27 protein-coding genes are annotated in these 24,842 nt (G+C 60.4%); 7 read left to right on the forward strand and 20 right to left on the reverse strand.

From position 1 onward, the window contains the following. Nucleotides 1-18: 18 nt before the first annotated feature. The 7 genes from EJL02_RS05780 to EJL02_RS05810 form a co-directional block, all read right to left on the reverse strand. Nucleotides 19-1,047, reverse strand: a complete 1,029-nt coding sequence (locus EJL02_RS05780; protein WP_125115455.1) for an L-threonylcarbamoyladenylate synthase — start codon at nt 1,045-1,047, stop codon at nt 19-21. Between the two features lie 27 nt (nt 1,048-1,074). Beyond that, on the reverse strand, nt 1,075-1,287 hold the full coding sequence (locus tag EJL02_RS05785; RefSeq protein WP_125115456.1) for a hypothetical protein: 213 nt from the start codon (nt 1,285-1,287) through the stop codon (nt 1,075-1,077). An 18-nt stretch (nt 1,288-1,305) separates the two neighbouring features. Beyond that, on the reverse strand, nt 1,306-2,370 hold the full coding sequence (gene prfA / locus EJL02_RS05790; protein ID WP_125115457.1) for a peptide chain release factor 1: 1,065 nt from the start codon (nt 2,368-2,370) through the stop codon (nt 1,306-1,308). A 16-nt stretch (nt 2,371-2,386) separates the two neighbouring features. Then, complete coding sequence (locus EJL02_RS05795; RefSeq protein WP_125115458.1) at nt 2,387-3,169, reverse strand: YdcF family protein; 783 nt, start codon at nt 3,167-3,169, stop codon at nt 2,387-2,389. After that, nucleotides 3,166-5,094, reverse strand: coding sequence for a ribosomal protection-like ABC-F family protein (gene abc-f / locus EJL02_RS05800; protein ID WP_125115459.1), 1,929 nt, complete (start codon nt 5,092-5,094; stop codon nt 3,166-3,168). Before abc-f ends, EJL02_RS05795 begins: the two co-directional genes overlap by 4 nt. A gap of 294 nt (nt 5,095-5,388) precedes the next feature. Beyond that, a complete protein-coding gene (locus tag EJL02_RS05805) occupies nt 5,389-6,126 on the reverse strand; it encodes a hypothetical protein (protein WP_125115460.1) in 738 nt (245 codons plus the stop codon). A gap of 21 nt (nt 6,127-6,147) precedes the next feature. Beyond that, a complete protein-coding gene (locus EJL02_RS05810) occupies nt 6,148-6,666 on the reverse strand; it encodes a peptidylprolyl isomerase (protein ID WP_125115461.1) in 519 nt (172 codons plus the stop codon). A 349-nt stretch (nt 6,667-7,015) separates the two neighbouring features. Here EJL02_RS05810 and EJL02_RS05815 point away from each other — a divergent pair, with 349 nt between their 5' ends. The 4 genes from EJL02_RS05815 (at nt 7,016) to EJL02_RS14560 (ending at nt 11,574) form a co-directional block, all read left to right on the forward strand. Next, complete coding sequence (locus EJL02_RS05815; RefSeq protein WP_125115462.1) at nt 7,016-7,699, forward strand: ClpP family protease; 684 nt, start codon at nt 7,016-7,018, stop codon at nt 7,697-7,699. Nucleotides 7,700-8,997: 1,298 nt separating this feature from the next. Beyond that, nucleotides 8,998-10,155 (forward strand): iron-containing alcohol dehydrogenase, encoded by a 1,158-nt coding sequence (locus EJL02_RS05820; RefSeq protein ID WP_442858000.1) that lies wholly within the window; start codon nt 8,998-9,000, stop codon nt 10,153-10,155. Between the two features lie 215 nt (nt 10,156-10,370). Continuing rightward, nucleotides 10,371-11,276, forward strand: coding sequence for an asparaginase (locus EJL02_RS05825; protein ID WP_164510306.1), 906 nt, complete (start codon nt 10,371-10,373; stop codon nt 11,274-11,276). 169 nt (nt 11,277-11,445) lie between these two features. After that, nucleotides 11,446-11,574: a hypothetical protein gene (locus EJL02_RS14560; protein WP_279221194.1), complete on the forward strand. Its 129-nt coding sequence runs from the start codon at nt 11,446-11,448 to the stop codon at nt 11,572-11,574. A gap of 91 nt (nt 11,575-11,665) precedes the next feature. Here the strand turns inward: EJL02_RS14560 and EJL02_RS05830 are convergent, their stop codons facing one another. The 6 genes from EJL02_RS05830 to proC form a co-directional block, all read right to left on the reverse strand. After that, nucleotides 11,666-12,322 (reverse strand): hypothetical protein, encoded by a 657-nt coding sequence (locus EJL02_RS05830; protein ID WP_125115464.1) that lies wholly within the window; start codon nt 12,320-12,322, stop codon nt 11,666-11,668. Between the two features lie 10 nt (nt 12,323-12,332). Beyond that, nucleotides 12,333-12,770, reverse strand: a complete 438-nt coding sequence (gene rnhA, locus EJL02_RS05835) for a ribonuclease HI (protein WP_125115465.1) — start codon at nt 12,768-12,770, stop codon at nt 12,333-12,335. A 67-nt stretch (nt 12,771-12,837) separates the two neighbouring features. Next, on the reverse strand, nt 12,838-13,437 hold the full coding sequence (locus EJL02_RS05840) for a zinc dependent phospholipase C family protein (protein ID WP_164510307.1): 600 nt from the start codon (nt 13,435-13,437) through the stop codon (nt 12,838-12,840). A 195-nt stretch (nt 13,438-13,632) separates the two neighbouring features. Beyond that, the gene (locus tag EJL02_RS05845) at nt 13,633-14,505 is read right to left on the reverse strand and encodes a B12-binding domain-containing radical SAM protein (RefSeq protein ID WP_125115467.1); all 873 of its coding nucleotides are present in this window, start codon (nt 14,503-14,505) and stop codon (nt 13,633-13,635) included. Nucleotides 14,506-14,573: 68 nt separating this feature from the next. After that, nucleotides 14,574-14,897: a hypothetical protein gene (locus tag EJL02_RS05850; protein ID WP_125115468.1), complete on the reverse strand. Its 324-nt coding sequence runs from the start codon at nt 14,895-14,897 to the stop codon at nt 14,574-14,576. Between the two features lie 83 nt (nt 14,898-14,980). Next, a complete protein-coding gene (gene proC / locus EJL02_RS05855; protein ID WP_164510308.1) occupies nt 14,981-15,790 on the reverse strand; it encodes a pyrroline-5-carboxylate reductase in 810 nt (269 codons plus the stop codon). A gap of 136 nt (nt 15,791-15,926) precedes the next feature. On the opposite strand from proC, the gene EJL02_RS05860 reads away from it, so the two are divergent. Together EJL02_RS05860 and EJL02_RS05865 are read left to right on the forward strand one after the other, a co-directional pair. Next, on the forward strand, nt 15,927-16,820 hold the full coding sequence (locus EJL02_RS05860; protein WP_164510309.1) for an FUSC family protein: 894 nt from the start codon (nt 15,927-15,929) through the stop codon (nt 16,818-16,820). 67 nt (nt 16,821-16,887) lie between these two features. Beyond that, a complete protein-coding gene (locus EJL02_RS05865) occupies nt 16,888-18,288 on the forward strand; it encodes a sodium-dependent transporter (protein ID WP_125115471.1) in 1,401 nt (466 codons plus the stop codon). Nucleotides 18,289-18,345: 57 nt separating this feature from the next. Here EJL02_RS05865 and EJL02_RS05870 read toward each other — a convergent pair whose 3' ends face one another. The 6 genes from EJL02_RS05870 to EJL02_RS05895 form a co-directional block, all read right to left on the reverse strand. Beyond that, on the reverse strand, nt 18,346-19,365 hold the full coding sequence (locus EJL02_RS05870) for a Gfo/Idh/MocA family oxidoreductase (RefSeq protein WP_125115472.1): 1,020 nt from the start codon (nt 19,363-19,365) through the stop codon (nt 18,346-18,348). A gap of 178 nt (nt 19,366-19,543) precedes the next feature. Beyond that, entirely contained in the window at nt 19,544-20,395 is an 852-nt protein-coding gene (locus EJL02_RS05875; RefSeq protein WP_125115473.1) for a helix-turn-helix transcriptional regulator, read from the reverse strand. 111 nt (nt 20,396-20,506) lie between these two features. Further along, a complete protein-coding gene (gene nagA / locus EJL02_RS05880) occupies nt 20,507-21,619 on the reverse strand; it encodes an N-acetylglucosamine-6-phosphate deacetylase (RefSeq protein WP_125115474.1) in 1,113 nt (370 codons plus the stop codon). Nucleotides 21,620-21,634: 15 nt separating this feature from the next. Then, nucleotides 21,635-22,372 (reverse strand): glucosamine-6-phosphate deaminase, encoded by a 738-nt coding sequence (gene nagB / locus EJL02_RS05885; RefSeq protein WP_125115475.1) that lies wholly within the window; start codon nt 22,370-22,372, stop codon nt 21,635-21,637. A 116-nt stretch (nt 22,373-22,488) separates the two neighbouring features. Then, the gene (locus EJL02_RS05890) at nt 22,489-22,740 is read right to left on the reverse strand and encodes a PTS transporter subunit EIIB (protein WP_243114408.1); all 252 of its coding nucleotides are present in this window, start codon (nt 22,738-22,740) and stop codon (nt 22,489-22,491) included. Between the two features lie 12 nt (nt 22,741-22,752). Next, nucleotides 22,753-23,010, reverse strand: coding sequence for an HPr family phosphocarrier protein (locus EJL02_RS05895; protein WP_125115476.1), 258 nt, complete (start codon nt 23,008-23,010; stop codon nt 22,753-22,755). Between the two features lie 484 nt (nt 23,011-23,494). Here EJL02_RS05895 and EJL02_RS05900 point away from each other — a divergent pair, with 484 nt between their 5' ends. Beyond that, on the forward strand, nt 23,495-23,857 hold the full coding sequence (locus tag EJL02_RS05900) for an LPS biosynthesis protein (protein WP_125115477.1): 363 nt from the start codon (nt 23,495-23,497) through the stop codon (nt 23,855-23,857). A gap of 34 nt (nt 23,858-23,891) precedes the next feature. Here the strand turns inward: EJL02_RS05900 and licT are convergent, their stop codons facing one another. Beyond that, nucleotides 23,892-24,722 (reverse strand): BglG family transcription antiterminator LicT, encoded by an 831-nt coding sequence (gene licT, locus EJL02_RS05905; RefSeq protein ID WP_125115478.1) that lies wholly within the window; start codon nt 24,720-24,722, stop codon nt 23,892-23,894. Nucleotides 24,723-24,842: the final 120 nt, after the last annotated feature.

A 24,842-nucleotide genomic window follows, 5' to 3' on the forward strand; every position in this document is an offset into this window, starting at 1 on the left:
CTCCTGCGGGTTATGCGGTCAGGAAAGCTCGATCACATGAAAACCCGCGGCTTTTTTGATGCGGTTGGCGACCGCAAGGCCTAAGCCCTCGTCCGACGGGCACTGTGCCCAGATCTGCTGCACGTCCGTGTCGTCGAACGCGCGCAGGCGGTCAAACACCTCGCGTGCCTGCGCGGCGAGGTCGTTCTGCGAGCCGAAGCGCTCGACCACGCAGGTGGGGAACAGGTCCCCATATTCGTCAAAGCACAGCACGCCGGTGGGGCCGGAGATATGCGCTGCGATGTATTCTGCTGTGCGCTGTGGGTCGCCGCGCACCACCGTCACAGGCGCTTTGGGCGCGTAGTGGCGGTATTTCATGCCGGGCGCAGACACGCGCACATCGTCGCCGATCTTCTCGTACAGCGCGCGATCGACCTCGACCTCGCCCAGCACGGTTTCGAGCTGCTCGAGCGTTACGCCGCCCGGCCGCAGCAGACGCGGCTTGTCAAGCGCGAGCGTCACGACCGTGGACTCCACGCCCACGCCGCACGGCCCGCCGTCCAGAATGGCGGCGATCTTGCCGTTCATGTCACGCAGGACGTGCTCGGCCGTCGTAGTGGACGGCCGTCCCGAGGTGTTGGCCGAGGGCGCCGCCAGCGGCACGCCCGCCGTGCGGATCAAATCGCGCGCCAGCGGGTGCGACGGCAGGCGGATGCCGACCGTTTCCAGCCCGCACGAGACCTCGTCCGGGATGCAGTCGCCCTTGGGCACGATCATGGTCAGCGGGCCGGGCCAGAACGCCTCGGCCAGCAGTTTGGCCTGCGGCGGCACCGCCGGGCACAGGTCGTAGATCTGATCAAACGCCGCGATGTGCACGATCAGCGGGTTATCCTGCGGGCGGCCCTTTGCGCGGAAGATTTTCGCCACCGCATCCCCATTTAGGGCGTTGGCAGCGAGTCCATAGACCGTTTCCGTGGGCATGCCGACCACTTCGCCCTGCAAAATCAGGTCTGCGGCGGTTTTTACCGCGTTTTCATCTGTTTGTGGGGAAAGCATTATTGTTTCCATATCTATTTCACTTCCATGTGGGGTTTATCATCCAATAAAGACACTCGAAACCGTGACCAATCCACTCGGTGCGTCGATCACGCCGGTGTAAATGCCGATCGCGACCAGCACCACGCCGACTGCGAGCAGCAGCAGCTTTTTCGTGATCTTGAGCACGAGCAGCACCAGATTGAGTACGACCAGCGCGCCGCCGATCGCCAGCCACGGCGCGGCCTGCGCAAGGTTCATCAGTTCGTTCATGGGGATTCTCCTTTCGGGTCAGGCCTCGCTCTGCGCCTTCAGCTTTTCGGCGGTGTCCGCCGCGATCAGCGCGTCCAGAATCTCGTCCATGTCGCCGTTCAGGAACTGGTCGAGCTTGTAGAGCGTCAGCTTGATGCGGTGGTCGGACACGCGGTTTTCCGGAAAGTTATAGGTGCGGATGCGCTCCGAGCGGTCGCCCGTGCCGACCTGACTTTTGCGGTCGGCCGCGATAGCGGCCTGCTGCTTTTCGACCTCGGCCTCATACAGCCGGCTGCGCAGCACGCGCAGCGCTTTGTCCTTGTTCTTGTGCTGGCTGCGCTCGTCCTGACATTCCACAACCGTGCCGGTCGGGATATGGGTGACGCGGATGGCCGAGGATGTTTTATTGATATGCTGGCCGCCCGCGCCCGATGAACGGAAGGTGTCGATGCGCAGATCGTTCGGGTCAAGGTAAAAGTCCACTTCTTCCGCTTCGGGCAGCACGGCGACGGTCGTCGTCGAGGTGTGCACGCGGCCCTGGCTCTCGGTTTCGGGCACGCGCTGCACGCGGTGGACGCCCGACTCGAACTTGAGCCGCGAATACACCTTGTCGCCCGCCACGCGGAACACGATCTCCTTGTAGCCGCCCAGCTCGGTCTCGGACGAACTCATCACCTCGGTCTGCCAACCGCGCTTGTCGGCATACATCGTGTACATCCGGTACAGGTCGGCTGCGAACAGCGCGCTTTCCTCGCCGCCCGCGCCGCCGCGGATTTCCACGAAAATATTTTTATCGTCGTTCGGGTCCTTGGGCAGCAGCAGGATCTTGAGCTCGTCCTCGAGCCGTGCCACATCGTCCTTGGCCTGATGCAGCTCCTCCTGCGCCAGCTCCTTCATGTCCGGGTCGGACAGCATTTCGGTCGCGTCCGCGATGGTCTGCTGCGCCTGCTCATAGGCGCGGTAGGCCGCGACGATCGGCTCGAGCTCGTTGCGCTCTTTGAGCAGTTTCGCCGCGCGGTCGGGGTCGTCGTACAGCCCCGGCTCGGACAGACGGGCTTCCAGCTCATCCATGCGCTGGCACAGCCCTTTCACTTTTTCAAACATGCGTTTCTCCTTCCCCTCAGACCGTCCAACGACCGGTCAGCATCAGCCCGAGGATCGAGCAGTATTCGCGGCAGCGCACGGCCACCCACTGGGCAGGATACGGCGTGGGGGCGGGCACACCCAGCCCTTGCTCATAGCCCGCGCGGCGCAGCAGCACTTTGGCGCGCGCGAGGTGGTAGTCGCTCGTGACGACCGCCGCGGTATAGCTCTCATGGTCGCGCGCTTCAGCCGTTTCGATCAGCGTGCGCGCGTTTTCCAGGTTTTCGATCGTGTTGGCGGACTTGTCCTCGCGCAGCAGGCGCGCGGGATCGACGCCCTTTTGCTCGGTCAGGTAAGCGAACATGGAGTCCGCTTCGGTGCACGGCTCATTGCCGCCCTGTCCGCCGCACAGCACGGCTTTGCTGTCCGGGTTCGCGACCAGCAGGTCGGCCGCGGTGTCGCACCGCGCGGCCAGCGCCGCGGACGGCTGCCCGTCCGGGTTGACCAGCGCGCCGAGCACGATATAATAATCCGCCTGCGTGTCGGCTGTCTCCGTGCGCATGCCCGCCTGGATGACAAAAATCTGAATCGCGGCAAACGACAGGACAAACAGCGCAAACAGCACGCGCCCGACCACCGCCAGCACGCGGCAGACGCGGAATCTCTCCCGCAGCCGCAGCACCAGCCACATCCCCGCGCAGCCGACGGCAAGCGCAAGGAAGAACGCCGCGCCGAAGCGCGACGGCGCCCACGGCAGCTGGATCACGCCGCCCACGGCGCACAGCGCCGCGAGCGCAAGCCAGAATTTGCGTTCGATCATTGCTGCAATTCCTCCAATTCGGCCGCAACGGCCTCCCACTCGTCCATCTTGGCGGCGAGCGACTCGTCGCACGCTTCCTTTTCGGTCATCAGTTCGAGCAGGCGCGCCGAGTCGGACGAAGCGTCGATCATCTGCTGTTCCAGGTCGGCCGACTGCTGCTCAAGCTGGGAGATCTCCCGCTCGAGTGTGTTGAGCTGTTTCTGCAAATTCTTCGTGCCGCCCGTGCGTTTCGGCTTTTCCGGCGGGCGGGGAACGTCGTCGAGTGTCGGGACATCGGGCTTTTTGCGCTTCGGCGCCGGGGCAGGGGCGGGATTTTCCGGCAGCTGCCCTTTTTCACAGAATTTTAAAAAGTCGGAATAAGAACCGATGAAGTCGATCAGCTGCCCGTTTTCCAAAAACAGCACGCGGGTCGCGAACCGCTCGACAAAGTAACGGTCGTGCGAGACGAACAACAGCGTGCCGTCAAACGCTTCGACCGCTTCCTCGATCCATTCGCGGCTGGCGAGGTCGAGGTGGTTGGTCGGCTCGTCGAGGATGAGGAAGTTCAGCGGATCATACATCAGCTCGCACAGCCGCAGGCGGCTCTTTTCGCCGCCGGACAGCATGTCCACGGTTTTCATCTGCTGTTCGCCCGTGAACTGGAACGAGCCCAGCCGGTTGCGCGCGACCTGCATGGACACGTTTTTGTCGTAGATCAGCGTGTCGATCAGGTTGCGGTGCGGGTTGGCGAAGTACACCTGCTGCGGCAGGTAGGCGGGTTTGAGTCCCACGCCCTTGCGGATGACGCCATTGTCCGGCGTTTCCTCGCCGAGCAGGATCTTGAGCAGCGTGGTTTTGCCCGCGCCGTTCGTGCCCAGCAGCGCGACCTTCTCGCGGTTGCGGATGTTGAAGCTGATGTCGTGTAATATTTCCCGCCCGTCATAACTCTTTGTAATATCCTTGACCTTTAATACTTCCTCGGTCTCGTAGTTCGGGTCGCCGAAGGTGACGGTCATCTTCTTTTCGGTCTTGGGGCGGTCGGTGACCTTCATGCGCGCGATACGCTTCTCGATCGAGGCCGCGCGCTTGGCCAGATGCTCGGTGCCGTGCTCGTGCATCGCACGCGCGGTCGCTTCCAGACGCTTTTTCTCGGCCAGCTCGTGCTCGTGATGCTTGAGCTGCTCCTCGCGGCGGCGCTCCCGCTCGACCGCGTAATACGAATAGTTGCCGTTATAGAAATCGCAGGTACCGTCGTGGATCTCAATGACGCGGTCGCAGCACTGGTCGATGAACCAACGGTCATGCGAAATGATCATCACGGTGCCGCGGTAGTTTTCCAGATATTCACCCAGCCAGTCCACCGCCTGCATGTCCAGATGGTTGGTCGGCTCGTCGAGCAGCAGGATATCGGTCTGCTCCAAAATGATGCGGGCGAGGTTGATGCGCGTTTTTTCGCCGCCCGAAAGCAGCGCAAACTGCTGCGCGCGCATTGCCTCGGGAATGTCCAGACCGTTGCACACGCGGTCGATCTCGTAATCGCGGTTGTAGCCGCCGAGGATCTCGAGCCGGGTCTCAAGCTGCGCATAGCGTTTGAGTAGGGAAGCGTCGTCCGGCCGGCGGGTCATCTCGTCGGTCAGCTCGTCCATCGCGGCCGCGACCTCGTCCGACTCGCGGAAGGCAAGGCGCAGCACGTCCTCGACCGTGGATTCCGGCGGGAAATCCGGCATCTGGTCGATCACGCCCGCGGTTTTGCCCTGTCCGAAGGACACATGCCCGCTGTCATAGGGCAGGCGGCCGGTCAGCACGTTCAGGAGCGTGGTCTTGCCCGCGCCGTTCGCGCCCAGGATCGCCACCTTTTCCCCGGGCTGGATATCAAAGGAAATATCCTGTAAAATCAGCTTATCGCCGTAATATTTCGTCAAATTTTGTACGGAAATGTCAGCCACGTTCGCGGCTCCTTTCGATATTTCGATAATCGGTATTATTATAGCACGTTTCCCTGCCGCCGAAAACCCCAAAACACCGTAAACGTCCCATATCGCGCCACAAGGCGCGCATAAAACAGAAAAGAACCGCCAAAAGGCGGTTCTTTTCATAAAAGCCGAGGACATGCGCCTCGGCTTTGATACAAGGAAGCGATTTTGTGTGCCGCATTGGCGCGCAAAATCGCGCAAGGGCTGTGTCCGCGCGTTTCGCGGCACAGCCCCTCTCGCGGAAAGCTGCACGCTTTCCGCAAAGCATCAGTATCTCATCAGCGGAATCTGGTGCGGTTCGGACTCGCCCGCCGGCAGCAGCATGGCGGTGATATCCGGCCGCGCGGTTTCGATGAAATTGACGCCGCTGTGGATCAGTCCCGCCAGCGTGCGCTCGTTGCTCGTCGGCAGGCTCATCGTGAACAGCCCTGCCTGCCGGCAGGCCAGAATCAGCTGCGGCGTCAGGTCGCCGGCCGCGGCGCGCAGGCCGAACAGCCCTGTTGTCTGCGCGGCCTGCACCAGCGCGTCGATGTTATCCGGCAGCGCGGGCAGTTCGCCCATGATGTGCAGGTCAGGATTGGCCACCGCGATGCGCGCGGCTTCCACCAAACCCAGTCCGACGAAAATCGTATCGTCCAGATAATTCGCATGGCGCAGCGTCATGCGCAGCTGCGGCAGCAGCGTCTGGTTATGTACCGTGATGGCAAGCTTTGCCTGACAGGTGCGCGCCAGCTCGATGGCCTGTCCGGCCGGGATGAGCTGCGGCGCCGCCTGATGCAGTTCGGCATAGCTGTAATCGGCGATGTTCATGTGCGTGCCGTCGGTCGCCACGCAGTAGCCGTCCGACGAGAGTACGGCGATGCCGTCCGCGGTCATATCGACCGACAGGCAGCAGCCCTTGGCGCCCTCTTCGTTGCCGGCAAGGATGGATTCCAGCCCATCCCGCTCGGTGTCCATGCAGCCGACCGAGGACAGGACAAAAATCTCCTTATTGGTATAATACAATACCGTTCCCCTTCTTTCTGCTTACAGGGTTTCTGGCTCCTCGTACTCCACGCCCATCGTATCAACGGTGACGGACTTCATTTTCTGCTCCTGACGGGGGCGATCATGCCAGTCGCGCGGGGTGTTGACGATGCCGTCCACCACATCCATGCCTTCGATGACCATGCCGAAGGAGGCATACTGGCCGTCGAGGTGGGGCGCATCCTCAGTCATGATGAAGAACTGGCTGCCCGCGGAATCCGGCGCCATCGTGCGCGCCATGGAAAGCACGCCGCGGGTGTGGTTCAGGTCGTTCTGGAAGCCGTTGGCGGTGAACTCGCCGCGGATCTCATAGCCCGGGCCGCCCATACCGGTGCCGTCCGGGTCGCCGCCCTGGATCATAAAGCCCGGGATGACGCGGTGGAAAATCGTGCCGTTATAAAAGCCCTTCTGAATCAGGGAAATGAAATTGCGCACAGTATTGGGTGCGACCTCGGGATACAGTTCCGCGCGGATGACGCCGCCCTGTTCCATTTCGATCGTAACAATCGGATTATTCATCGTTATTCTCACTCCATCATTGCGGTTTACAAACGTATATATATGTATTGTAACAAATTTCCCTATAAACAGCAAGTCCTGTTTCCATAATGAAACTCTGTGCGGTCATCCACAGCGTCCGGGTCAAAAAATCCACTTTATGCACAGATCTTTCCACAGCCCATCTGGGGATAACCCTGTGTACAAAGTGGATAACTTTCAGTAATTGACCCCGCAAGCATCCCAATCCAGCGGGAATCGCGTTTACATATTGTAATATTGCCTGTGGAAAGCCGGAGCAGGGGATAATTGTGCACACCCTGCGGCACACTGATTGTGTGAACACTTGTGCATAAAAGGAGGAGTCACCATGGCAGAGGACAATCCAACCATCCAGGCACCGGAGGAAAACAACATTGCGGAAACCGGTTCGATCACCGCAAAGACCGCGCGCGGCACGGTACACTGCATCACGATCGTCGGCCAGATCGAAGGGCACATGGAGCTGCCCGCGCAGAACAAGACGACCAAATACGAGCATTTGATCCCGCAGATCACCGCGGTCGAGCAGGCCGAGGAGATCGACGGCATGCTGATCCTGCTCAACACGGTCGGCGGCGATGTGGAAGCCGGTCTTGCCATCGCCGAGCTGATCGCAGGCATGACCAAGCCGACGGTTTCGCTCGTGCTGGGCGGCGGACACTCGATCGGCGTGCCGCTGGCCGTCGCGGCGAAAAAAAGCTTTATCGCGGCGTCGGCCGCCATGACCATTCATCCCGTGCGCATGAACGGCACGATCATCGCCGTGCCGCAGGCATTCGAATATCTCGCCAAAATTCAGGAGCGGATCGTCGATTTCATCACCAGTCACTCGCACATCACCGCAGAGCGCCTGCAGCGGCTCATGCGCGAGACCGGCCAGCTGACCGCGGATGTCGGCACGGTGATCTCGGGCAAGCAGGCGGTCGAACTCGGTCTGATTGACGCGGTCGGCACGCTGTCCGACGCGCTCGACGCGCTGTACGACATGATCGGCAAATCGCCCACATCCTGACACAACAACAAAGGCCCCGTCACCCGACGAGGCCTTTTACTTCCAGATTTCCATAGATTCTCTTTTCCCAGCAGGATTTTTCCCGCTGTATTTATTTTTTCTGCGCGGATGGATTTCTCTTTTGTTCCCCTTCCGTTACCCTGTCACGGCGTCCGCCATGTACATCGGAATGAAACCTGGATCCGATCCGTTTTTGCAGTTTTATGAAGCTATCCATTTTTACCGGCGATGCTTTTTGCTCCGGCGATACTTTTTCTGTTCCGGTATTCCGGAAATCAAAAGCCCGGTTTGCGCGATATAAATTTGATATCTTCGGTTGACTGCTTATCTTGCTTTCCTGTTTTCACAGGATTTTTTATCCTATCGTTCACGGGAGTCGCCCGACTGCGGTTCGTTTGGTAATGAACATTTTGGTTTTTTACCTTTTTTGATACATTCGGGAACTCTATATGAATATTTGGATGCGTCTCTTACTCGGCGGGTGATCGTTCGATTCTGTTCCTGTTTGCCCGAGTCACTTTCAGCAAGTTTTGATATCATCTCAATCTTGTGCTCTGACTCGCTTTTGCGGCATCATACTCATCAGTATGCCCATCGGCCATTTGGATGCGCACTATTTTTGGCTTTTGCAGGCATCGTTACGGATTCTTTTCATTCGCCAACGCATCGTTTTTCAGGGTTCTTTCATGCTCGAACCTTACTTTCCTGCTGCCTCGATCCACTTGCATCGTCAGTATGTTTCACGGATGGATATCACGAGGATAGCTTCCTCAAAGGTGCCGTTCCTTACTTCATTCAGAAGTCGATCGCGCTTTTCAGGCGGTTCGTTTTACTGGTCTGGAACTCGCTCATTTTTATAGCTATCACCTTGATCGTTTCGGTTACAGCGTCGCGGCGAGTCCCGCGAACTGGTAGGATGCTTCTTCTGTTACCATTGGACTCACCTCTTTCTCCGGTCGTATTTGGCTACACGCCAGTCCTTTCAGAATAAGAATGGGTTATCGCCTTTTTGTAAAGCCCCTGCTTTACTTCCCTCTTGGTGTTTGCCCTTATCTTTTCTGTGACATTATAATATCATCAACATTGCACAACGTCAAGTGTTATTTTCTGTTTTTTCATGGTTAATTTGCACGAAAGAAAAGCGCTTCTTTCAGCGTTTTCCCTCTTTTCAAGAATGGCGGATTTTGCTATAATGGTTATGTTGGGTGTGTTATCCGCCCAGCTGATCGGTAAGAAACAAATAACGCTGTCTCGGGGGTCGGTTCGACCCCCTTTTTTTCAAAGGAGGTACAATAATAGTGGATATCTTCAGCTTTTACATGCCGACCCGCCTGTTCTTCGGCCACGGCGCGGTGAAAAAGCTCGCGCGCGCCCGCCTGCCGGAAGGCCGCGGCCTGATCATCACCGGCGGCACCTCGACCACCCGCCTGGGCTATGTCGCCAAGGTGGCCGACGCGCTGGCCGAAGCCGGACACGAAACCCTTGTATATAATAAGGTGCAGCCCAACCCGACCATCGAGGGCGTGCGCGAGTGCGCCGCGCTGTGTCGCGCAGAAAACATTGCGTTTGTTGTCGGCCTCGGCGGCGGCTCGTCGATCGACACGGCCAAGGCGGTCGCGATCATGGCGACCAACGACGGCGACTGGTGGGACTACATCCACGGCGGCACGGGCGGCGGCAAGCGCATCGCCAAGGCCGGCCTGCCGATCGTCGCCATCCCGACCACCGCGGGCACGGGCACCGAAGCCGACCCGTTCACGGTCATCACCAACGGCGAAGAGAAGATCGGCGGCGGCGGGGAAAAGTGCTTCCCGACCATTTCGATCGTCGATCCCGACTTTATGATGACCGTCCCGCCGCACCTGACCGCGTATCAGGGCTTTGACGCATTCTTCCACGCGGCGGAAGGCTATATCGCCACGACTGCCTCGCCCATCAGCGAGATGTTCTCGCTCAAGGCCATCGAGCTGATCGGCCGCTCGCTCGCAACCGCCGTGCACGAAGGCGGCAACGCGGAAGCGCGCGCGGACGTCGCGCTGGCGAACACGCTGGCGGGTTTTGTCGAAACGCTGTCCAGCTGCACGGGCGAGCACGCCATCGAGCACGCGCTGAGCGCGTTCCACCCGGCGCTGCCGCACGGCGCGGGCCTGATCATGATTTCCAAGGCGTACTGGAGCCGCTTTTTCGAGTCCTCGGGCGACAAACTGGTGAATATCGCCCGCGCACTCGGCAAGACCGACGCGGCAAAGCCCGAGGATTTCATCACCGTCCTGGGCGAGATGCAAAAGCGCTGCAATGTCAGCGACCTGCGCCTGTCGGGTTACGGCGTGCAGCAGGAGGACTTCGGCAAGATTGCGGACAACGCCATCGACACGATGGGCGGCCTGTTCCGCGTCGATCCGCGGCCGCTCACGCGCGAGGATATCATCGCGATTTTGGCGGAAAGCTATAAGTAAACTTCGATCGAACCGTGCAGGTTCGATCGAGCAGGACGCACCGCGGCATAGCCGCGGATGCGCCCGAAGCTGCGCAAAGTTCCGATAAACGAAACTTTGCTCCGCCCTTGTATCAAACGCCCGGCAAAGCGGGGCGTTTGATGAAAAAGCCTGCGATTGCAGGCTTTTTCTATCCGATTGCGCGCCTTTCGGCGCGGGAAAGGGGAGGACCCACGATGAAAAACCTGCTTTTGCTTGCCACCGGCGGGACGATCGCCTGCCGCGAAACCGAAAACGGCCTGTCGCCCGCACTGGACGGCGCAGCGCTGCTGGACTTTGTGCCGCAGCTGCACACATTCTGCACGGTGGACGTGCGTGACCTGATGCAGCTGGACTCGACCGACCTGACCGCGGACGACCGGTTGGCCATGGCCCAGGCGGTGCGCCAGCACGCCGACCGGTATGACGGCTTTGTCATCGCTCACGGCACGGACACGCTGGCCTACACCGCCGCGCTGCTGCACCATCTGCTGGCGGATCTCACAAAGCCGGTCGTGCTGACCGGTGCGATGCTGCCCATGGGCGCGCCCGACTCGGATGCGCCGCGCAACCTGCTGGACGCCTGCCGCGTTGCGGCGGACAGCCGCGCGGGTGTGGTCGCGGTGCTGTGCGGTAAGATCCTCGCCGGCAACCGGGTGGTCAAATACCACTCGACCCGGATCGACGCCTTTGTCTCGGCGGGCGTGCCGCCGCTCGGCGTGATCGGCACGGACGGCAAAGTGCGCTGGGATGTGCCCGCCGCGCCGCCGGCGCAGACCGCGCCGGATTCGCTCGACCCGCATGTGCTGCTGATCAAGCTGACGCCCGACCTCGACCCGACCTTTTTCGCCGCGCTGCACGGCTACCCCAAGGTGATTCTGGAAACCTTCGGCGCGGGCGGCATCCCCGCGCGGCTGGAAAGCGCGGTGCGCGCCCTGATCGAGAGCGGCACGCGCGTGTATATCACCACCCAATGCGTTGCGGGCGGGGTGCAGCTGCACCACTATGCGGTCGGCCGCCGCGCCGAGGCGCTGGGTGCGATCTCGCTCGGCGACCGCACGACCGAGGACGCACTGGCTGCGGTCCAGTGCGGCGAGATCTGACGGCTTTGCCTGTTCAATTGTGCTTGTCCATTCCAAAATGTGCTTTTTTATGTTTATATTGCATAAATAACGCAATTCTCTTTTGTGCTATTTGTTTAATCAACCTATTGTTTTGTACAAAAAATGATGGTATTATATAGACAAATCATAAAAGAAAGAAGGCCGCAACATGAACAAGTTTGCAAAGGCGATTATCAACATGAGCGAGGCTACGATGCAGAACAGCAGCTATGTCCGCGGTCTGTTCCGCACTTATGGTATTCCGGTTTCGCACAAAGACAACGCCCCGAAGGATTGATTTTCCGGGCATTGAATTGAAAAATACCGCAAGGACATAGAAAAGAAGACCCGGCCGAAAGCCAACGCTTTCGGCCGGGTCTTTTTCCGTCTCAGGGCCGGTTTTGGATATTTTCCCGGTAATACGCCTCAAAAAGCTGCATCATCAGACCCTTGCGGCGGTTTTGTCCGATATGCCGCAGGTATTTCCAGCAGGAAATGGCCGTGATCAGGCCGCCCACCGTACACACGATGATGTCGCCCATCGTGTCGCCCACGCCGGTCCGCACGACCTGCTGCGGGTCCGCGCCGGAAAACGACACGATGTATTCCCAGATCTCCCACAGCACCGCGCTCATCATTGCAAACATCCAGGTGTACAGCGATGCGTTGAACGCGTCCGCGGGATCGAGGGCATGTCCCGGCTTTTTGGCGAAATACACCGCCGTTCCCAATACCGCGAACAGAAAACCGGACAAAAAGTGCAGGATCTTGTCCCAGCAGGGGATGAGCTCGTAGCCGCCGAACAGACTGGCAAACGACACCGCCGCCAGCACAAACCCGTCGAACACGATCTCGAGCAGGTAAACCGGGCGCAGGTGACACAGGCGGTACAGCACCTGCGGCACGGCGGGCAGCAAAAACGCCGCCAGCACCAGCAGGCCGTTGTACACGGTCGCCTCCCGCCGCAGGCACAGCACGGCCGCGCAGGCCGTGAACAGATAATAGAAGATCAGCGTGCCGTTCCGCACGCGGCGCATCCGTTCCATCCCGCACGCCTCACTTATACTGCTGGTAGGCCGCCACCGCGAGCTGGTCGCAGCGGTTGTTGTACGGATTATCCGCGTGTCCCTTCACCCAATGGAACTGAACCGCGTGTTTGTCCAGCAAATCGAGCAGCCGTCCCCACAATTCCGGGTTTTTGGCTGGTTTTTTGTCACTCTTGACCCACCCCTTGGCGCGCCAGCTTTTCGCCCAGCCTTTGGTGATGCCGTCCACCACATACTTGCTGTCCGAATACAGATCGACCTTGCACGGCTCCTTGAGCGCTTCGAGCGCGGTGATCACGCCCAGCAGTTCCATGCGGTTGTTGGTCGTGGACGGCTCGGAGCCGGAAAGCTCCTTTTCCTTCTCGCCGTATTTGAGGATCGCGCCCCAGCCGCCCGGACCCGGATTGCCCGAGCACGCGCCGTCGGTATAGATGGTTACGTTTTTCATGCTTCCTCCTGTTTGGTCCGAAAATAACAAAAGCCACGAGTTCCCGTGGCTTTTGCTTGTGTTTTGGTTATGCGATCACGCCTGCCGGTACTTCCACCTGCTCGTAGACGATGCTGATGATGGAAAGCACCACCATCGCCGTCGCGCGGCAGATATGTACCAGGTCGTCGTTGATGCCGTGCCGGCGGTCGGCAGCGCGGTATGCGTCATGCATCGCGCCGATGCGCGTGATGAGCGCGTCCACCGAAACCGGCGGGATAATCGGGCTGGCCCACTGCTCAAACCGATCCTCGGTCATGCGGCGGCGGATCACCAGCGCCACGCGCTTTTCATACAGATAATGCGCCAGCAGGTTGTGCTCGTAAATATCATCGTTGTGCGGATAGGTGAAGAAATCGGTCATGTAGTGGCAGATCTCACCCAGATCCACCGAGAGCTCGCGGCCGTTGACCGGGCCGATGGTGTATTTTTCGGTAAAGGTGCGGATCTTGTCCATCACCTCATCCATCATGATCGACGGGTTATGACGCTTGGTCAGATACGTGCCGGTCAGGTCGGGCTTTAAGTTGCCGTATACAAAGCCGCTTTGGTCAAAGGTGACGCCGCAGGTCTGCTCAACGTAGTCCAGCAACAGGTGTGCAACGCGAATATGGGATACGGAATCCATCAGCAATCCTCCAGACGGAACGCGCATTTCTTAACAACTTCTTAACATCCGGGACGATCCAGTCAAAACCCCGGAATCGAACTCAGTATAACACAGTTTTCCCGTCTTGTCTTGCGTTTTTTGAAATTGTAACGAAAACAACACAAACTCTTTCATTTTTCGCCGTATTCTCTAACAAATTTATGACATTTTTGGTTATCTTGCCCGAAACGCTTCGCTGCGGAATTTGATTTTTCCCTCGAGCGCCTGCCGCAGACGCTGGCACATAGCCTCGCGGTCGCGGTTGAGCGTGCCGGCCAGATTGACATAATTGGACGCATGGTTGGCGCGGAATACGCTGCCCTCAGAGTCGATATGCTCGAGCAGGATGAGCGTTTCGTGGGCGATCTCGATCGGGTTCATCAGGTAGAAGCGGCCTTCCTGCCAGTCGCGCATCAGGGGCGTGGGCAGTTCGAAAAGCAGGGTCAGCAGGCCGATATACTCGGGCTTCATGCGCGAGAGCGCCTCGGCGGTCTTGATGGCGTGCTCCTCGCTCAGTTCGAGCGAGCCGAGGCCCGCGATGCAGGTGACCGACAGCTTCATGCCGGCTTCCTTGACCATCAGGCCCGCGTGCACGATCTCATCGGCGGTTTCGCCCTTGTTGACGCGGCGGAGCACCTCATCCGAGCCGGATTCCAGCCCAAGATAGATCATATCCAACCCAAGTTCATGCAAAAGGTTGAGCTCCTCCTGCTTTTTGACCAGAATGGACGCGGGCGAGCCGTAGCTGGTCACGCGCTCGCACTCGGGGAACAGCTGACGGATATAGCGCAGGATCTCGGCCATATGCTCGGCGCGGCACATGAGCGCGTCGCCGTCCGCGAGAAAGATGCGCCGGACGTTCGGGTACATGCGGCGCGCCTCGTCAAAGTCGCGCTTGACGTCCTCTAACTTGCGCACGCGAAAGCGCTTTTCCTTATACATATCGCAGAACGTGCATTTGTTGTGGCTGCATCCGATCGTCACCTGTACGATCAGGCTGTACGCCTCAGAGGGCGGACGGAATACGCGGCCTTCATATTCGATCATGGGGTATTTTCCTCCTTGTGTGTGGATAAAAACAGCGGGCGAAGGGGAAATCCTCCGCCCGCTGCCGCTTATTCTTCGGTTTTCTCTTCTGCGGGAGCCTGCTCCTCCGCCGCTTCGGCCTCGGCCGGCTCGTCCTGTTCGGGAACTTCCTCGTCGAACGTATCCTGATAGGCGTCGTCCACGGACGCACACTCTTCCGCGCAGGCGCAGGACGCGCAATCCGAATCCTCGCGCATCATTTCTTCCAGCTCATCCATGGCCTTGAGCTCCGCCTCGTGGTAAACTTCCTCTTCGCGCTTTTTCTGAAGCAGCACAAGCGCCGCCGTTGCGCCGGCCGCACAGGCGAGGCTGGTCAGCAGCAGGGTCGCTTTGATTTTCGTCGAATTTTTCAAAGAATCCACTTCCTCTCAAAGTGATGCGGAATATTTACTTAACTTTATCATACCCTTGGGGCAAAGTCAATGGCAGCAGCCGGTTATTTGCCCAGTTCATAGGCGCGCGCGATGCATTTGTCGTTCGCCTGCGCCAGCATATCGGCAAGGCCGCACGCCTCGAGCACCTTCATGGCCTCGATCGTCGTGCCGCCCGGCGAGCAGACCGCGCGGATCAGCTCCGCAGGGGTTTTGCCGCCCTCGAGCAGCATTTTCGCCGAGCCGATCATGGTCTGGCAGAACAGCTTGAGCGCATCCTCCTGCCCAATGCCGTGCGCCGCAGCGCTTTTGACCATCGCGTCCGCGAATGCGTAGATATACGCCGGGGCCGAGCCCGCATACGGGATGACCTCGTTGAGCATATCCTCGCGGTCGAACACGACCGTCACGCCCATGGTGTCGAACAGCGCGCGGATCTGCGCGAGCTGCGCGTCGGTTGCCGCCGCGTTTTTGACCAGCTCGGTCGCGCCCTCGCCCAGCATGAGCGGCGTGTTGGGCATCACGCGGATCACTGCGGTGTCCGCGCCGAGCGCCCGCTCGATCTTTTCAAAGGTCACGCCCGCCGCGATCGACACGACCAGTGGTTTTTCGCCTTCGCACTTGCCCAAAACCGGCAAAATCTCGTCAAAATTCTGCGGCTTGACCGCGAGCAGCACGGTTTCGCACGCGGTATAGACTTCGGTATAATTTCCCGTGACGGCGTAGCCGCGGGCGGCGTTTGCGGCACGCTTGTCCTCGCTGCGGTTGAACAGCAGCGCCTGATCGCGCGTCAGCAGGCCCGCGCGCACCGCGCCTTCCGCGATCGCCATGCCCATATTGCCCGCGCCCAGCACGCCAAACCGGTATGTTTTCATGCAGGTTCCCCTCTCCATTCTGATAGGCTGTTAAATTTATTATAGCATACCCGCCTTTTCCCTGCAAATATCTTGTGAAAAAGCCGCTTTTATGATACAATAACTTCATTATTTTATTCCGGAGGGGAAAGAAACGTTGGCACGGTTAGTCCCGCACCTCGGACTGCGGACGGTCAAGACCGGTCTTGCGGTGGCGCTGGCGCTGCTTTTTGCCGATCTGCGCGGTTCGAACTCGCTGATCTTTGCCGCCATCGGCGCCATCAGCGCGATGAGCCGCACGGTGGGCGATGCCTTTGAAACCTGCCGCACGCAGCTGACCGGCATCCTGCTCGGCGCCGGCTTCGGCGCGCTGTTCATCAGCGTGTTTGCCGATACCCGCTATGTGGGCATCGGGCTCGGCCTGATCGCGCTCATCCTGCTGTGCGTCCGGCTGCGGCTGCAATTTGCCGTGCCGCTGTCCTGCATCGTGTTCGTATCGGTCTGTCTGGCCCCGGCCGGCGACGCGTTCCAGTACGGCTGCAACCGCCTGCTCGACACCGCCATCGGCCTTGCCACGGCGCTCGTCATCAACGTCACAATCAAACCCTACAACAACAGCCGCCGCATCGCGGGGCTGCTGCGGCAGTTCCGGCAGGCCGTGCCCGATTATGTCAGCGAGCGCGTGCTGCACGGGCACTATCCCGACCTGTCGCCGCTCAAGGCCCAGCTCGACCGCATCTCGGCCGAGCTTGCCATCTTCGAAAAGCAGCGGCTGTTCCGCCAGCAGGACCACGACGAGCAGGCCGTCTATCTGCGCGGCTGCGAAAAGCTGGCGCAGAGCATCTGGCAGGAGCTTTCCGCCCTGTGCGCGATGGATGAAAGGGGACATCTGTCGGTGGAAAACGCCGGACGGCTGGCGGACCTCGGGCTGCAGGTGCCGAACGGCATCTGCGCCATGCCGCAGAGCACGGCGGACGTGGTCGGCAACTACCATCTGGACAACCTGCTGCGCGCGTGGCAGTTCCTCGGCGAATTCAGCCCCACGGAATAGCGTTTCCCGCCGCTTTTGCGGCAATGCAGAAAGAGAAAGAAACATGTAAGGGAGTAGTTTGCGAAAAATGGAACAGAAATCAAGAAGCAGCTTTTCCAGCCGCATCGGCTTTGTGCTGGCAGCGGCCGGTTCTGCGGTAGGTCTGGGAAACCTTTGGCGCTTCCCGTATCTGGCCGCACAGTACGGCGGCGGTATTTTCCTGCTCGTGTATATCATTCTGGCGATCACCTTCGGCTTTGCGCTGATGATCACCGAGATCGCGATCGGCCGCAAGACCCGCCTGTCCTGCATCGGGGCGTATAAGGCGCTCGACCGGCGGTTCGGCTTCCTCGGCTGGATCGCGGCATTCGTACCGGTCATCATCACCCCGTATTACTGCGTCATCGGCGGCTGGGTGATGAAGTATCTGGTCACGTTCCTGACCGGCAACGCTCTGGCCGCGGCCGATAACGGCGGCTTTTTCAACGATTTCATCGGGTTTGACGCGGGCTCGATCCCGGCTACCATGCTGGATTTCAGCGGCCCGACCCCGTGGTTCCTGATCTATGTGCTGCTGACCGCGCTGGTCGTCATCTTCGGCGTGGAAAAGGGCATCGAAAAGGCAAGCCGGTTTATGATGCCCGTGCTCGCCGTGCTGAGCGTGATCGTGGCGGTCTACTCGCTGACGATCGACGGCGCGATGGCCGGCCTCAAGTATTACCTGCTGCCCGACCTGTCGCAGTTCTCGGCTTCGACCGTGCTCGGCGCGCTCGGCCAGCTGTTCTACTCGATGTCGCTGGCAATGGGCATTATGATCACTTACGGCTCGTATATGCAGAAGGAAAACCTGCTCGAGCACTCGGTCACGCAGATCGAGGTGTTCGATACCCTGTTCGCCTTCATCGCCGGCCTGATGATCATTCCGGCAGTTGTGGCCTTCAATAACGGCGACCCGTCCCAGATCAACAACGGCCCGGGCCTGATGTTCATCACGCTGCCGATGGTGTTCGACTCCATGCACTTCGGCACGATCATCGGCACGGTGTTCTTCCTACTGGTGCTGTTCGCGGCGCTGACCTCCTCGATCTCGCTGATGGAGACACTGGTCTCGGTGCTGATGGACAAGACCCCGCTCAAGCGCAAACCCGCCACCATTCTGGTCACCGTGGTCGTGCTGCTGTTCGGCGTGCCGTCCTGTCTGGGCTATGGCCCGTGGGCAGGCATCACGATCATCGGCATGCAGTTCCTCGATTTCTTCGACTTTATCTCCAACTCGGTGCTCATGCCGATCGTCGCGTTCCTGACCTGCATCCTGGTCGGCCATGTGGTCGGCACCAAGGTCATCGCGGACGAGGTCAAGGAAGGCGCGGGCTCGTTCCACCGCGAAGCGCTGCACCGCGTCATGGTGCGCTGGATCGCGCCGATCCTGCTACTGGTCATCCTCGGCACCGAACTTGCCACCAAGGTGTTCCACATCTTCACAATCTGATAAAACGGCAGACAAAAAGAGGCTTTCCGAATCGGAAAGCCTCTTTTTTTATGTGTCTTATCGGATCGGCAGCATTTTGCCGGTCTCAAACGACTCCTTGCAGCGGTATGCCGCCTCGGACACCGCCGTGCCGTCGTACACCGTCAGGTCGGACGGCTTGGTGTTATCGCGCACATGGCCGGTGAAGGCGATCATCTCGGCGACAAACGCCTCGTGCCAGCGGCTCATGAAGTCCGGATAGTACTCCTCGCGCGAGCCGTGCTCGTCCACGATGTTGAGCATGTTCTTCGCGCCGACGTTCGCGATGCGCAGCGTGCCGTGCGTGCCGATGATCTCGGTTTCGACGTTGCAGCCCGCCGCGTGCGTGCGGTTGGTGAACATGAAGCCCATCGCGCCGTTGTCCATCTGGATGGTCGCGGCCGCGTTGTCCGCGTCGTTCAGCTCCTTGTACAGGTCGAACTCGAACACGCCGCCGATCGCCCACACGTTTTTGACGTTCGAGCCGGTGAACCAGCGGATGAGGTCGATATCATGTACACACATATCGAGGAACTGGCCGCCCGAGTGCGGCGCAAACTTGAGGGTGGACTCGATGGTCGAGCGCGGGTCCTGCGTGTACGAGCGCACGAGCACGACCTTGCCGATGTCGCCGTTGTCGATTCTGCGCTTGGCCTCGGCATAGGATTTGTCAAAGCGGCGCATGAAGCCCAGCTGGAAGATCAGGTCGGGGTGCGCTTCGACGACCTTTTCCGCGTCCTTGCACTGGGGCACGTCCGTGCCGAGCGGCTTTTCGCAAAACACATGCTTGCCGTTGTTCATCGCGATCTCGATCTGCTGGCAGTGCAGGAAGGAGGGGGATACGATCACGATCGCGTCCAGCTCGGGGTTTTTGCACATCTCTTCAAAATCCGTATAAGTATAGGGGACGCCCAGTTCCTCGGCGACCTCCTTGACGCGCGCTTCGTCCACATCGCAGACCGCCGTCAGCTCGCAGCCCGGCACCTGCGTGGCCAGATTGCACGCATGCTCGTAACCCAGACGACCCAGACCGACCGAACCTACTTTGACCGTTTTCATACCGCATTCTCCTTTGCATCGTTTGTGCGGGCGCCGGCTGCGCCCTCTGTCGTTTTGTTGTCTTTATTCTACCGCCGCACCGGGAAAATTACCATCGGATTCTTGCATTTTCTGCATGCAAAAACCGCCGTGAATCCACGGCGGCACAAAACAAACTTTCAAATTCTTGCGCGGGGCGTCAGGCGTGATAGACATACTCGCGCCGGAAGGTGCGCGGCGCCATGCCGACCGCCTTGGAAAACTGCGCGTTGAAGTGGCTGGGGTTGTCGTATCCCACCTGCGCGGCGATGCGCGTGATGGGCAGGTCGGTCGTGATCAGCAGGGTCTGCGCCTCGCCGATGCGGCGGCGCAGCACATATTGCAGAGGCGAATACCCGGTCGCTTCCTTGCAGGCGTGCGACAGATAGGACGGGCTGACATGCAGCGCGCCCGCCATCTGCTGGAGCGAAAATTCCTCGGCGAAATGCGCGTCGATATAGTCCTTGATGCGCTGGGCAAACACGTTTTCGCCCGCGGCACGGCCGTCCGCCGCCGCGGCGCGGAACTGCTGCACGAGCGACAGCACCGCCATGAGCAGATGGTGCGCGCCGTCGTCGTTGCCCGCGGTCAGCTCGTCGTATAACACGTCGTACAGCCGCTCGAGCCGCGCGGTCTGCGTTTCGTTCAGGTGGCAGACGGGCGATGCGTCCTCCGCGATCAGGGCGTTGACCCGCAGGCCGGGCACGGCAAGGCCGCCCAGTGCCAGACTGACCGTCGCGACCGGCCGGTCGGGGCCAGAAGGCTCGTCGTGCACGACGCGGCTGTTGAAGATGAACAGGTCACCGCGGCGCGCGTCATAGGGCGTGCCGCCGACAAAATACCGGCTTTCGCCGCCGCGCACGAGCACCACCTCGACCAGATCGTCATGCGCGTGCATCACGCGCGGATGGGCGGAGGCCTTTTCGTCCGTGCGGCTGACCGAAAACAGGCGCGGCATGCACAAAAGGCCGAAGGGCGCGGCATATTCCTTTTTGACAAAACACTGGATCACGCGGCCTTTCCCCCCTTGTTTGGATAAAATTATCGTAGCATAAACGCCCGCCGCGGTCAAGGCGCGCGAAAAAGGGCCCGGGACGCATGTCCCAAGCCCTTATGTTTACCTTCACAGGATCTGTCCGCGCAGGATGAGCGTGTTGATGTTCAAATCCTCGTCGAGCAGGAGGATGTTGGCCAGCTTGCCCGGCTCGAGCGAGCCGTAGTCATGCTGGATGCCGATGGCGCGCGCCGGATTGGTGGACGCCGCGCGCACCGCCTGCCCCAGCGGGATCCCCATCTGCACCGCGCGCCGCATGCACTCGAACAGGTTGACGACCGAACCGGCCAGCGTGCCCTTGTCGCGCAGGGTCGCGCGGCCCTCCTGCACGCGCACCGCCTGTCCGCCGAGGGTATAGTCCCCGTCGTCCAGCCCGGCCGCGGACATGCTGTCCGAAATCAGGATCATCCGGTTTTCAAACAGGCGGAACGCGATGCGCACCGCCGACGGATGCACATGGCAGCCGTCCGAAATCAGCTCCACGCCAACTTCGTCATTGTCCAGCGCCGCGCCGATCACGCCCGGTTCCCGGTGGGTCATGGGCGGCATGGCGTTGAACAGGTGGGTGACCTCGCGCGCGCCGCGCCGGAACGCCTCGCAGGCGGTGTCGTAGTCCGCCTCGGTGTGCGCCAGCGACAGGCGCACCTCGCCCGCCAGTTCCTCGATCATATCCAGCCCGCCGGGCAGTTCGGGCGCGATCTCGCACAGGCGGATCAGCCCCTGCGCCTGTTCCTGCAAACGGCGGAACAGACCGGCGTCCGGATTTTGCAGCCATGCGCCGTTCTGTGCACCCCGCCGCGCGGGGGACAGGAACGGCCCTTCCAGATTGACGCCCACCAGCGCCGCGCCGCAGCGCTCGGTGCGGTACGCCGCAGCGGCCCGCATCACATCGGACAGCTTTTCCTCCGGATAGGTCATGGTGGCCGGGCAGATCGCGCACACGCCGTTTTCGGCCTGATAGCGTGCGATCGCGGAGATCGCCTGCTCGGTCGCATCGCAGAAATCATAGCCCGCGCAGCCGTGGAAGTGGATGTCGATCAGGCCCGGAATGGCATACAGCCCATCCATATCGCAGGCGTCCGCCGACGCCGGGGCATTCGCGATCCGGTCGCCCGAAAGCACCAGCCCACCCGTGCGGAACGAGCCGTCCGGCTGGTAGATCCTGAGATTTTTAAACTCCATCTGTCCGCGCGCCGCTTACAGCAGATCCATGCTCTTGGACAGGGCGGCCTCGTCCGCGACCACGGACACGTCGGTGTGCAGCTGCAGGATGGAAGCCGGCACACGCGGGGTCACCGGGCCGAAGAACGCCTGACGCACGATATCCGCCTTGTTTTCGCCCGAAACGACGATCACGATGCGGCGCGCGAGCATGATGGTCTGCACGCCCATGGTGTACGCCTGGCGCGGTACGTCGTCCGCGGACTCGAAAAAGCGCTTGTTGGCCTCGATGGTGGATTCGGTCAAATCGACGCAGTGCGTGCCCTTGGAGAAATACTCGTCCGGCTCGTTGAAGCCGATGTGGCCGTTCAGGCCCATGCCGAGCAGCTGCAGGTCGATGCCGCCGGCCGCCTTGATCGCCGCGTCATAACGCGCGCACTCACGCTCCGCGTCCATCTGCGCGCCGTCCGGCAGGTTGATGCGGCTTTCCGGCACGTTGATCGCGTCGAAAAAGTTCTTGTGCATGAAATAATGGTAGCTCTGATCGTGGTACGCGGTCAGGCCGCGGTACTCGTCCAGATTGAAGGTGGTGCACTCACCGAAATCCACGTCACCCTTATTGTACCACTTGATCAGCTGCTCATAAATGCCGATCGGGGACGAACCGGTGGCCAGGCCCAGCACGGAATCCGGCTTGAGGATGACCTGCGCCGAAATGATGTTGGCCGCCTTGCGGCTCATGTCGTTGTAATCCTTTGCACGAATGATCTTCATGTAATTTACCTCTCTTTTTGTCCAAACTTCAGACGCCAAAAAACAAAGGCGGGCGTTTGCCCGCCTCAGCCGCTTGAGGAACGCCTGCGGCCCCATCCAAACGGGCGCAGGTTTTTTTACTGTACCAGCTTTTCCATCTCGCGCGCGAGCGCATGTACGCCCGGGCCGATCACGACATGCACCTCGCCGTCCGCCCGGCGCAGCACGCCCGCGGCGCCCGCCGCGCGCAGCCCCGCTTCGTCCACCGCCGCGGGGTCCCGCAGGCGCAGACGCAGACGCGTGATGCAGTGTCCAATGGAACGCACGTTATCCCGGCCGCCGAGCGCCTTTAACATGGCCGCGGCGGCGCCTGCATCGGATAACAACACCGGTTTTCTCTCTTACAGATTGTCCTGCAGGAACTTCTCGAGCGCAGCTGCTGCCGCTTCCTCGTCCTCGCCCTCGATGGTCAACTTGACCGTGTCGCCCTGCTTGACGCCCATGCTCATCACGCCCATGATGCGCTTTGCGTCAACTTCCTTCTTCGGGCCGGCGATCTTGATGGAGGACTTGAACTGCGCAGCCTCCTTGACCAGCATGCCTGCCGGGCGCGCGTGGATGCCGAGTTCGTCCTTGATGGTGTACTCTACGGTTTTCATAACTGCATTTTCCTTTCTATCTTGTGCATGGTTGCGGATGACTGACTGGGCTTTTGCCGGGTAGGCAAACCATCGTCCGATGCCACCGTCTGTTCCGGCAAAGTATGTCCTTTCCGCCGTCAAATCATGCGGCATTGCGCCGCCGAAACTGCACAAAGCACGGAAAATTTGCCCCAAAAAAACGAAAAGAACCAAACTCCTGCACCGCCGGGCAAACTTATGGGCCGGCCGCGAGAAATTTGGTTTTGCCCGCCAACACGGTAACAATCCAATCACAACGAGGACGATGTTCGCTTGTTGTGAATATTGTAACAAACCGAGAGGATTTTTTCAAGCCACTACCGCCCGCGCAAACTGCCAGAAAATCGGTCTACTTTTTGTGCACCTCATACAAATCACTGGTTTTTGGCGGCAAAGGTTTTGACGCGGCGCGCGGTTTTTGCTATGCTAAGCGGGAACAGAGGAAAGCGAGGCGCAAGACAACATGCAGATTGACGGCAACGAACTGGCGATTTTGCAGGACAAACTCGACCGCGAGGGCAAAAAAGAGGAGGCATGGCGCATCAAGCAGGAGTTCCTGCGGCAGGTGCGCGAGGCGGGCGACCACTGCCCGTGCCGCCAGCCCTGTCCGCACCACGGCAACTGCTTTGAGTGCGTGACCATCCACCGCGGCCACCGCGACCACCTGCCCATGTGCCTGTGGGATATGGTCAACGAGCGCATCGCCGCGCTCAGCCACATCACCGAAGGCACCCTGCGGGACTATGAGGACCGCAAGGCAGCCGAAGCGGCGTCCGGCTGTGCCGACTGCGCGGCGTGCAGCGGCTGTACCGACTGCGGCGAATGACAAAAAGCAGCCCGACGGGCTGCTTTTTTTGCGTTTACGCACCGGTGACGCGGGCGATGTGCAGCGTCAGGCACAAAAGCTCGCTTTTGCCGGCGTCAAAGCCGTACTCCTCCCGCACCGCGTCGCACACCGCCTGCGCGCAGGCGAACGCGGCGGGGTATTTGCCCTGCACGGCGGGCAGCAGGTCGGCGTCCCGGTCGCCGTAGCCCTGCCCCGCGGCAATGCGGCGCGCGAAAAACTTCAGATGCGCCACAAACCGGTAAAAATCGAGCGAATCCCGGTCGGGCTCGACGCCGCAGCGCTCGCGCACCAGCCCGAACACCCGCTGCATCAGCCGGGTCATGTCGTACACCTCGGGCAGCTCGCCGCCGCACGCGGCATTGACAAAATGCATCGCGATAAAGCCCGCCTCGTCCTCGGCAAAGGCGATGCCGGTCTCGGCGCGGATCTGCTCGACCGCGTCGCAGCCCGCCTTGTATTCCTCCGGATAAAACTGGCGGATATCCCATAAAAGCGGGTTGGACAGCTTGATGCCCTGCTTTTCCCGCTCGATCGCGGCTGAAATGTGGTCGGGCAGGGTAACATAAATGCTGTCCGACAGCGCCGCGCCCAGCGTGCGCTTGGCGCGGTCGATGATGCGCTCGGCAAGCAGGAAATGCGCCAGCGGGATGCTGGTCAGCAGCTGCTGGAAGCGGTCGGACAGCTGCCCGGCATGCAGCGTAAAGCGCTTTTCGACCCGGTCCGCGGGCGCGTCCTGACCGGCGCGGCGGCCGAAGGCCAGCCCGCGCCCCATCAGCACGGTCTCTTCGCCGTTTTCGTCCAGCGCGATCACCACATTATTATTGAGCACTTTTTGGATCTGCATGCCTTCGCCCCCCTTTTCGGCCTGCCACGGAGCGTTCCGTCTGTCGGAACAACCCCGTCTGCTTTCCGTATGCTGAAACAAGTATACCATGAAGCGCCTTTTCCGGTCAACGATGGGGCG

Origin of the sequence: Agathobaculum sp. Marseille-P7918 (genome assembly GCF_900625105.1) — a bacterium.
In the GTDB taxonomy this organism is placed as follows: Bacteria; Bacillota; Clostridia; order Oscillospirales; family Butyricicoccaceae; genus Agathobaculum.

What these genes read in the sequence shown, in the direction of transcription:
- EJL02_RS05810 (WP_125115461.1), bottom strand. Translation starts at nt 6,666, where the DNA reads ATGAATAATCCGATTGTTACGATCGAAATGGAACAGGGCGGCGTCATC.
- EJL02_RS05840 (WP_164510307.1), bottom strand. Translation starts at nt 13,437, where the DNA reads ATGGATTCCGTATCCCATATTCGCGTTGCACACCTGTTGCTGGACTAC.
- licT (WP_125115478.1), bottom strand. Translation starts at nt 24,722, where the DNA reads ATGCAGATCCAAAAAGTGCTCAATAATAATGTGGTGATCGCGCTGGAC.
- nagA (WP_125115474.1), bottom strand. Translation starts at nt 21,619, where the DNA reads ATGGAGTTTAAAAATCTCAGGATCTACCAGCCGGACGGCTCGTTCCGC.
- proC (WP_164510308.1), bottom strand. Translation starts at nt 15,790, where the DNA reads ATGAAAACATACCGGTTTGGCGTGCTGGGCGCGGGCAATATGGGCATG.
- EJL02_RS05900 (WP_125115477.1), top strand. Translation starts at nt 23,495, where the DNA reads ATGCAGATTGACGGCAACGAACTGGCGATTTTGCAGGACAAACTCGAC.
- rnhA (WP_125115465.1), bottom strand. Translation starts at nt 12,770, where the DNA reads ATGAAAAACGTAACCATCTATACCGACGGCGCGTGCTCGGGCAATCCG.
- EJL02_RS05845 (WP_125115467.1), bottom strand. Translation starts at nt 14,505, where the DNA reads ATGATCGAATATGAAGGCCGCGTATTCCGTCCGCCCTCTGAGGCGTAC.
- EJL02_RS05815 (WP_125115462.1), top strand. Translation starts at nt 7,016, where the DNA reads ATGGCAGAGGACAATCCAACCATCCAGGCACCGGAGGAAAACAACATT.
- EJL02_RS05780 (WP_125115455.1), bottom strand. Translation starts at nt 1,047, where the DNA reads ATGGAAACAATAATGCTTTCCCCACAAACAGATGAAAACGCGGTAAAA.
- nagB (WP_125115475.1), bottom strand. Translation starts at nt 22,372, where the DNA reads ATGAAGATCATTCGTGCAAAGGATTACAACGACATGAGCCGCAAGGCG.
- EJL02_RS05895 (WP_125115476.1), bottom strand. Translation starts at nt 23,010, where the DNA reads ATGAAAACCGTAGAGTACACCATCAAGGACGAACTCGGCATCCACGCG.
- EJL02_RS05785 (WP_125115456.1), bottom strand. Translation starts at nt 1,287, where the DNA reads ATGAACGAACTGATGAACCTTGCGCAGGCCGCGCCGTGGCTGGCGATC.
- EJL02_RS05825 (WP_164510306.1), top strand. Translation starts at nt 10,371, where the DNA reads ATGAAAAACCTGCTTTTGCTTGCCACCGGCGGGACGATCGCCTGCCGC.
- EJL02_RS05865 (WP_125115471.1), top strand. Translation starts at nt 16,888, where the DNA reads ATGGAACAGAAATCAAGAAGCAGCTTTTCCAGCCGCATCGGCTTTGTG.
- EJL02_RS14560 (WP_279221194.1), top strand. Translation starts at nt 11,446, where the DNA reads ATGAACAAGTTTGCAAAGGCGATTATCAACATGAGCGAGGCTACGATG.
- EJL02_RS05870 (WP_125115472.1), bottom strand. Translation starts at nt 19,365, where the DNA reads ATGAAAACGGTCAAAGTAGGTTCGGTCGGTCTGGGTCGTCTGGGTTAC.
- prfA (WP_125115457.1), bottom strand. Translation starts at nt 2,370, where the DNA reads ATGTTTGAAAAAGTGAAAGGGCTGTGCCAGCGCATGGATGAGCTGGAA.
- EJL02_RS05830 (WP_125115464.1), bottom strand. Translation starts at nt 12,322, where the DNA reads ATGGAACGGATGCGCCGCGTGCGGAACGGCACGCTGATCTTCTATTAT.
- EJL02_RS05795 (WP_125115458.1), bottom strand. Translation starts at nt 3,169, where the DNA reads ATGATCGAACGCAAATTCTGGCTTGCGCTCGCGGCGCTGTGCGCCGTG.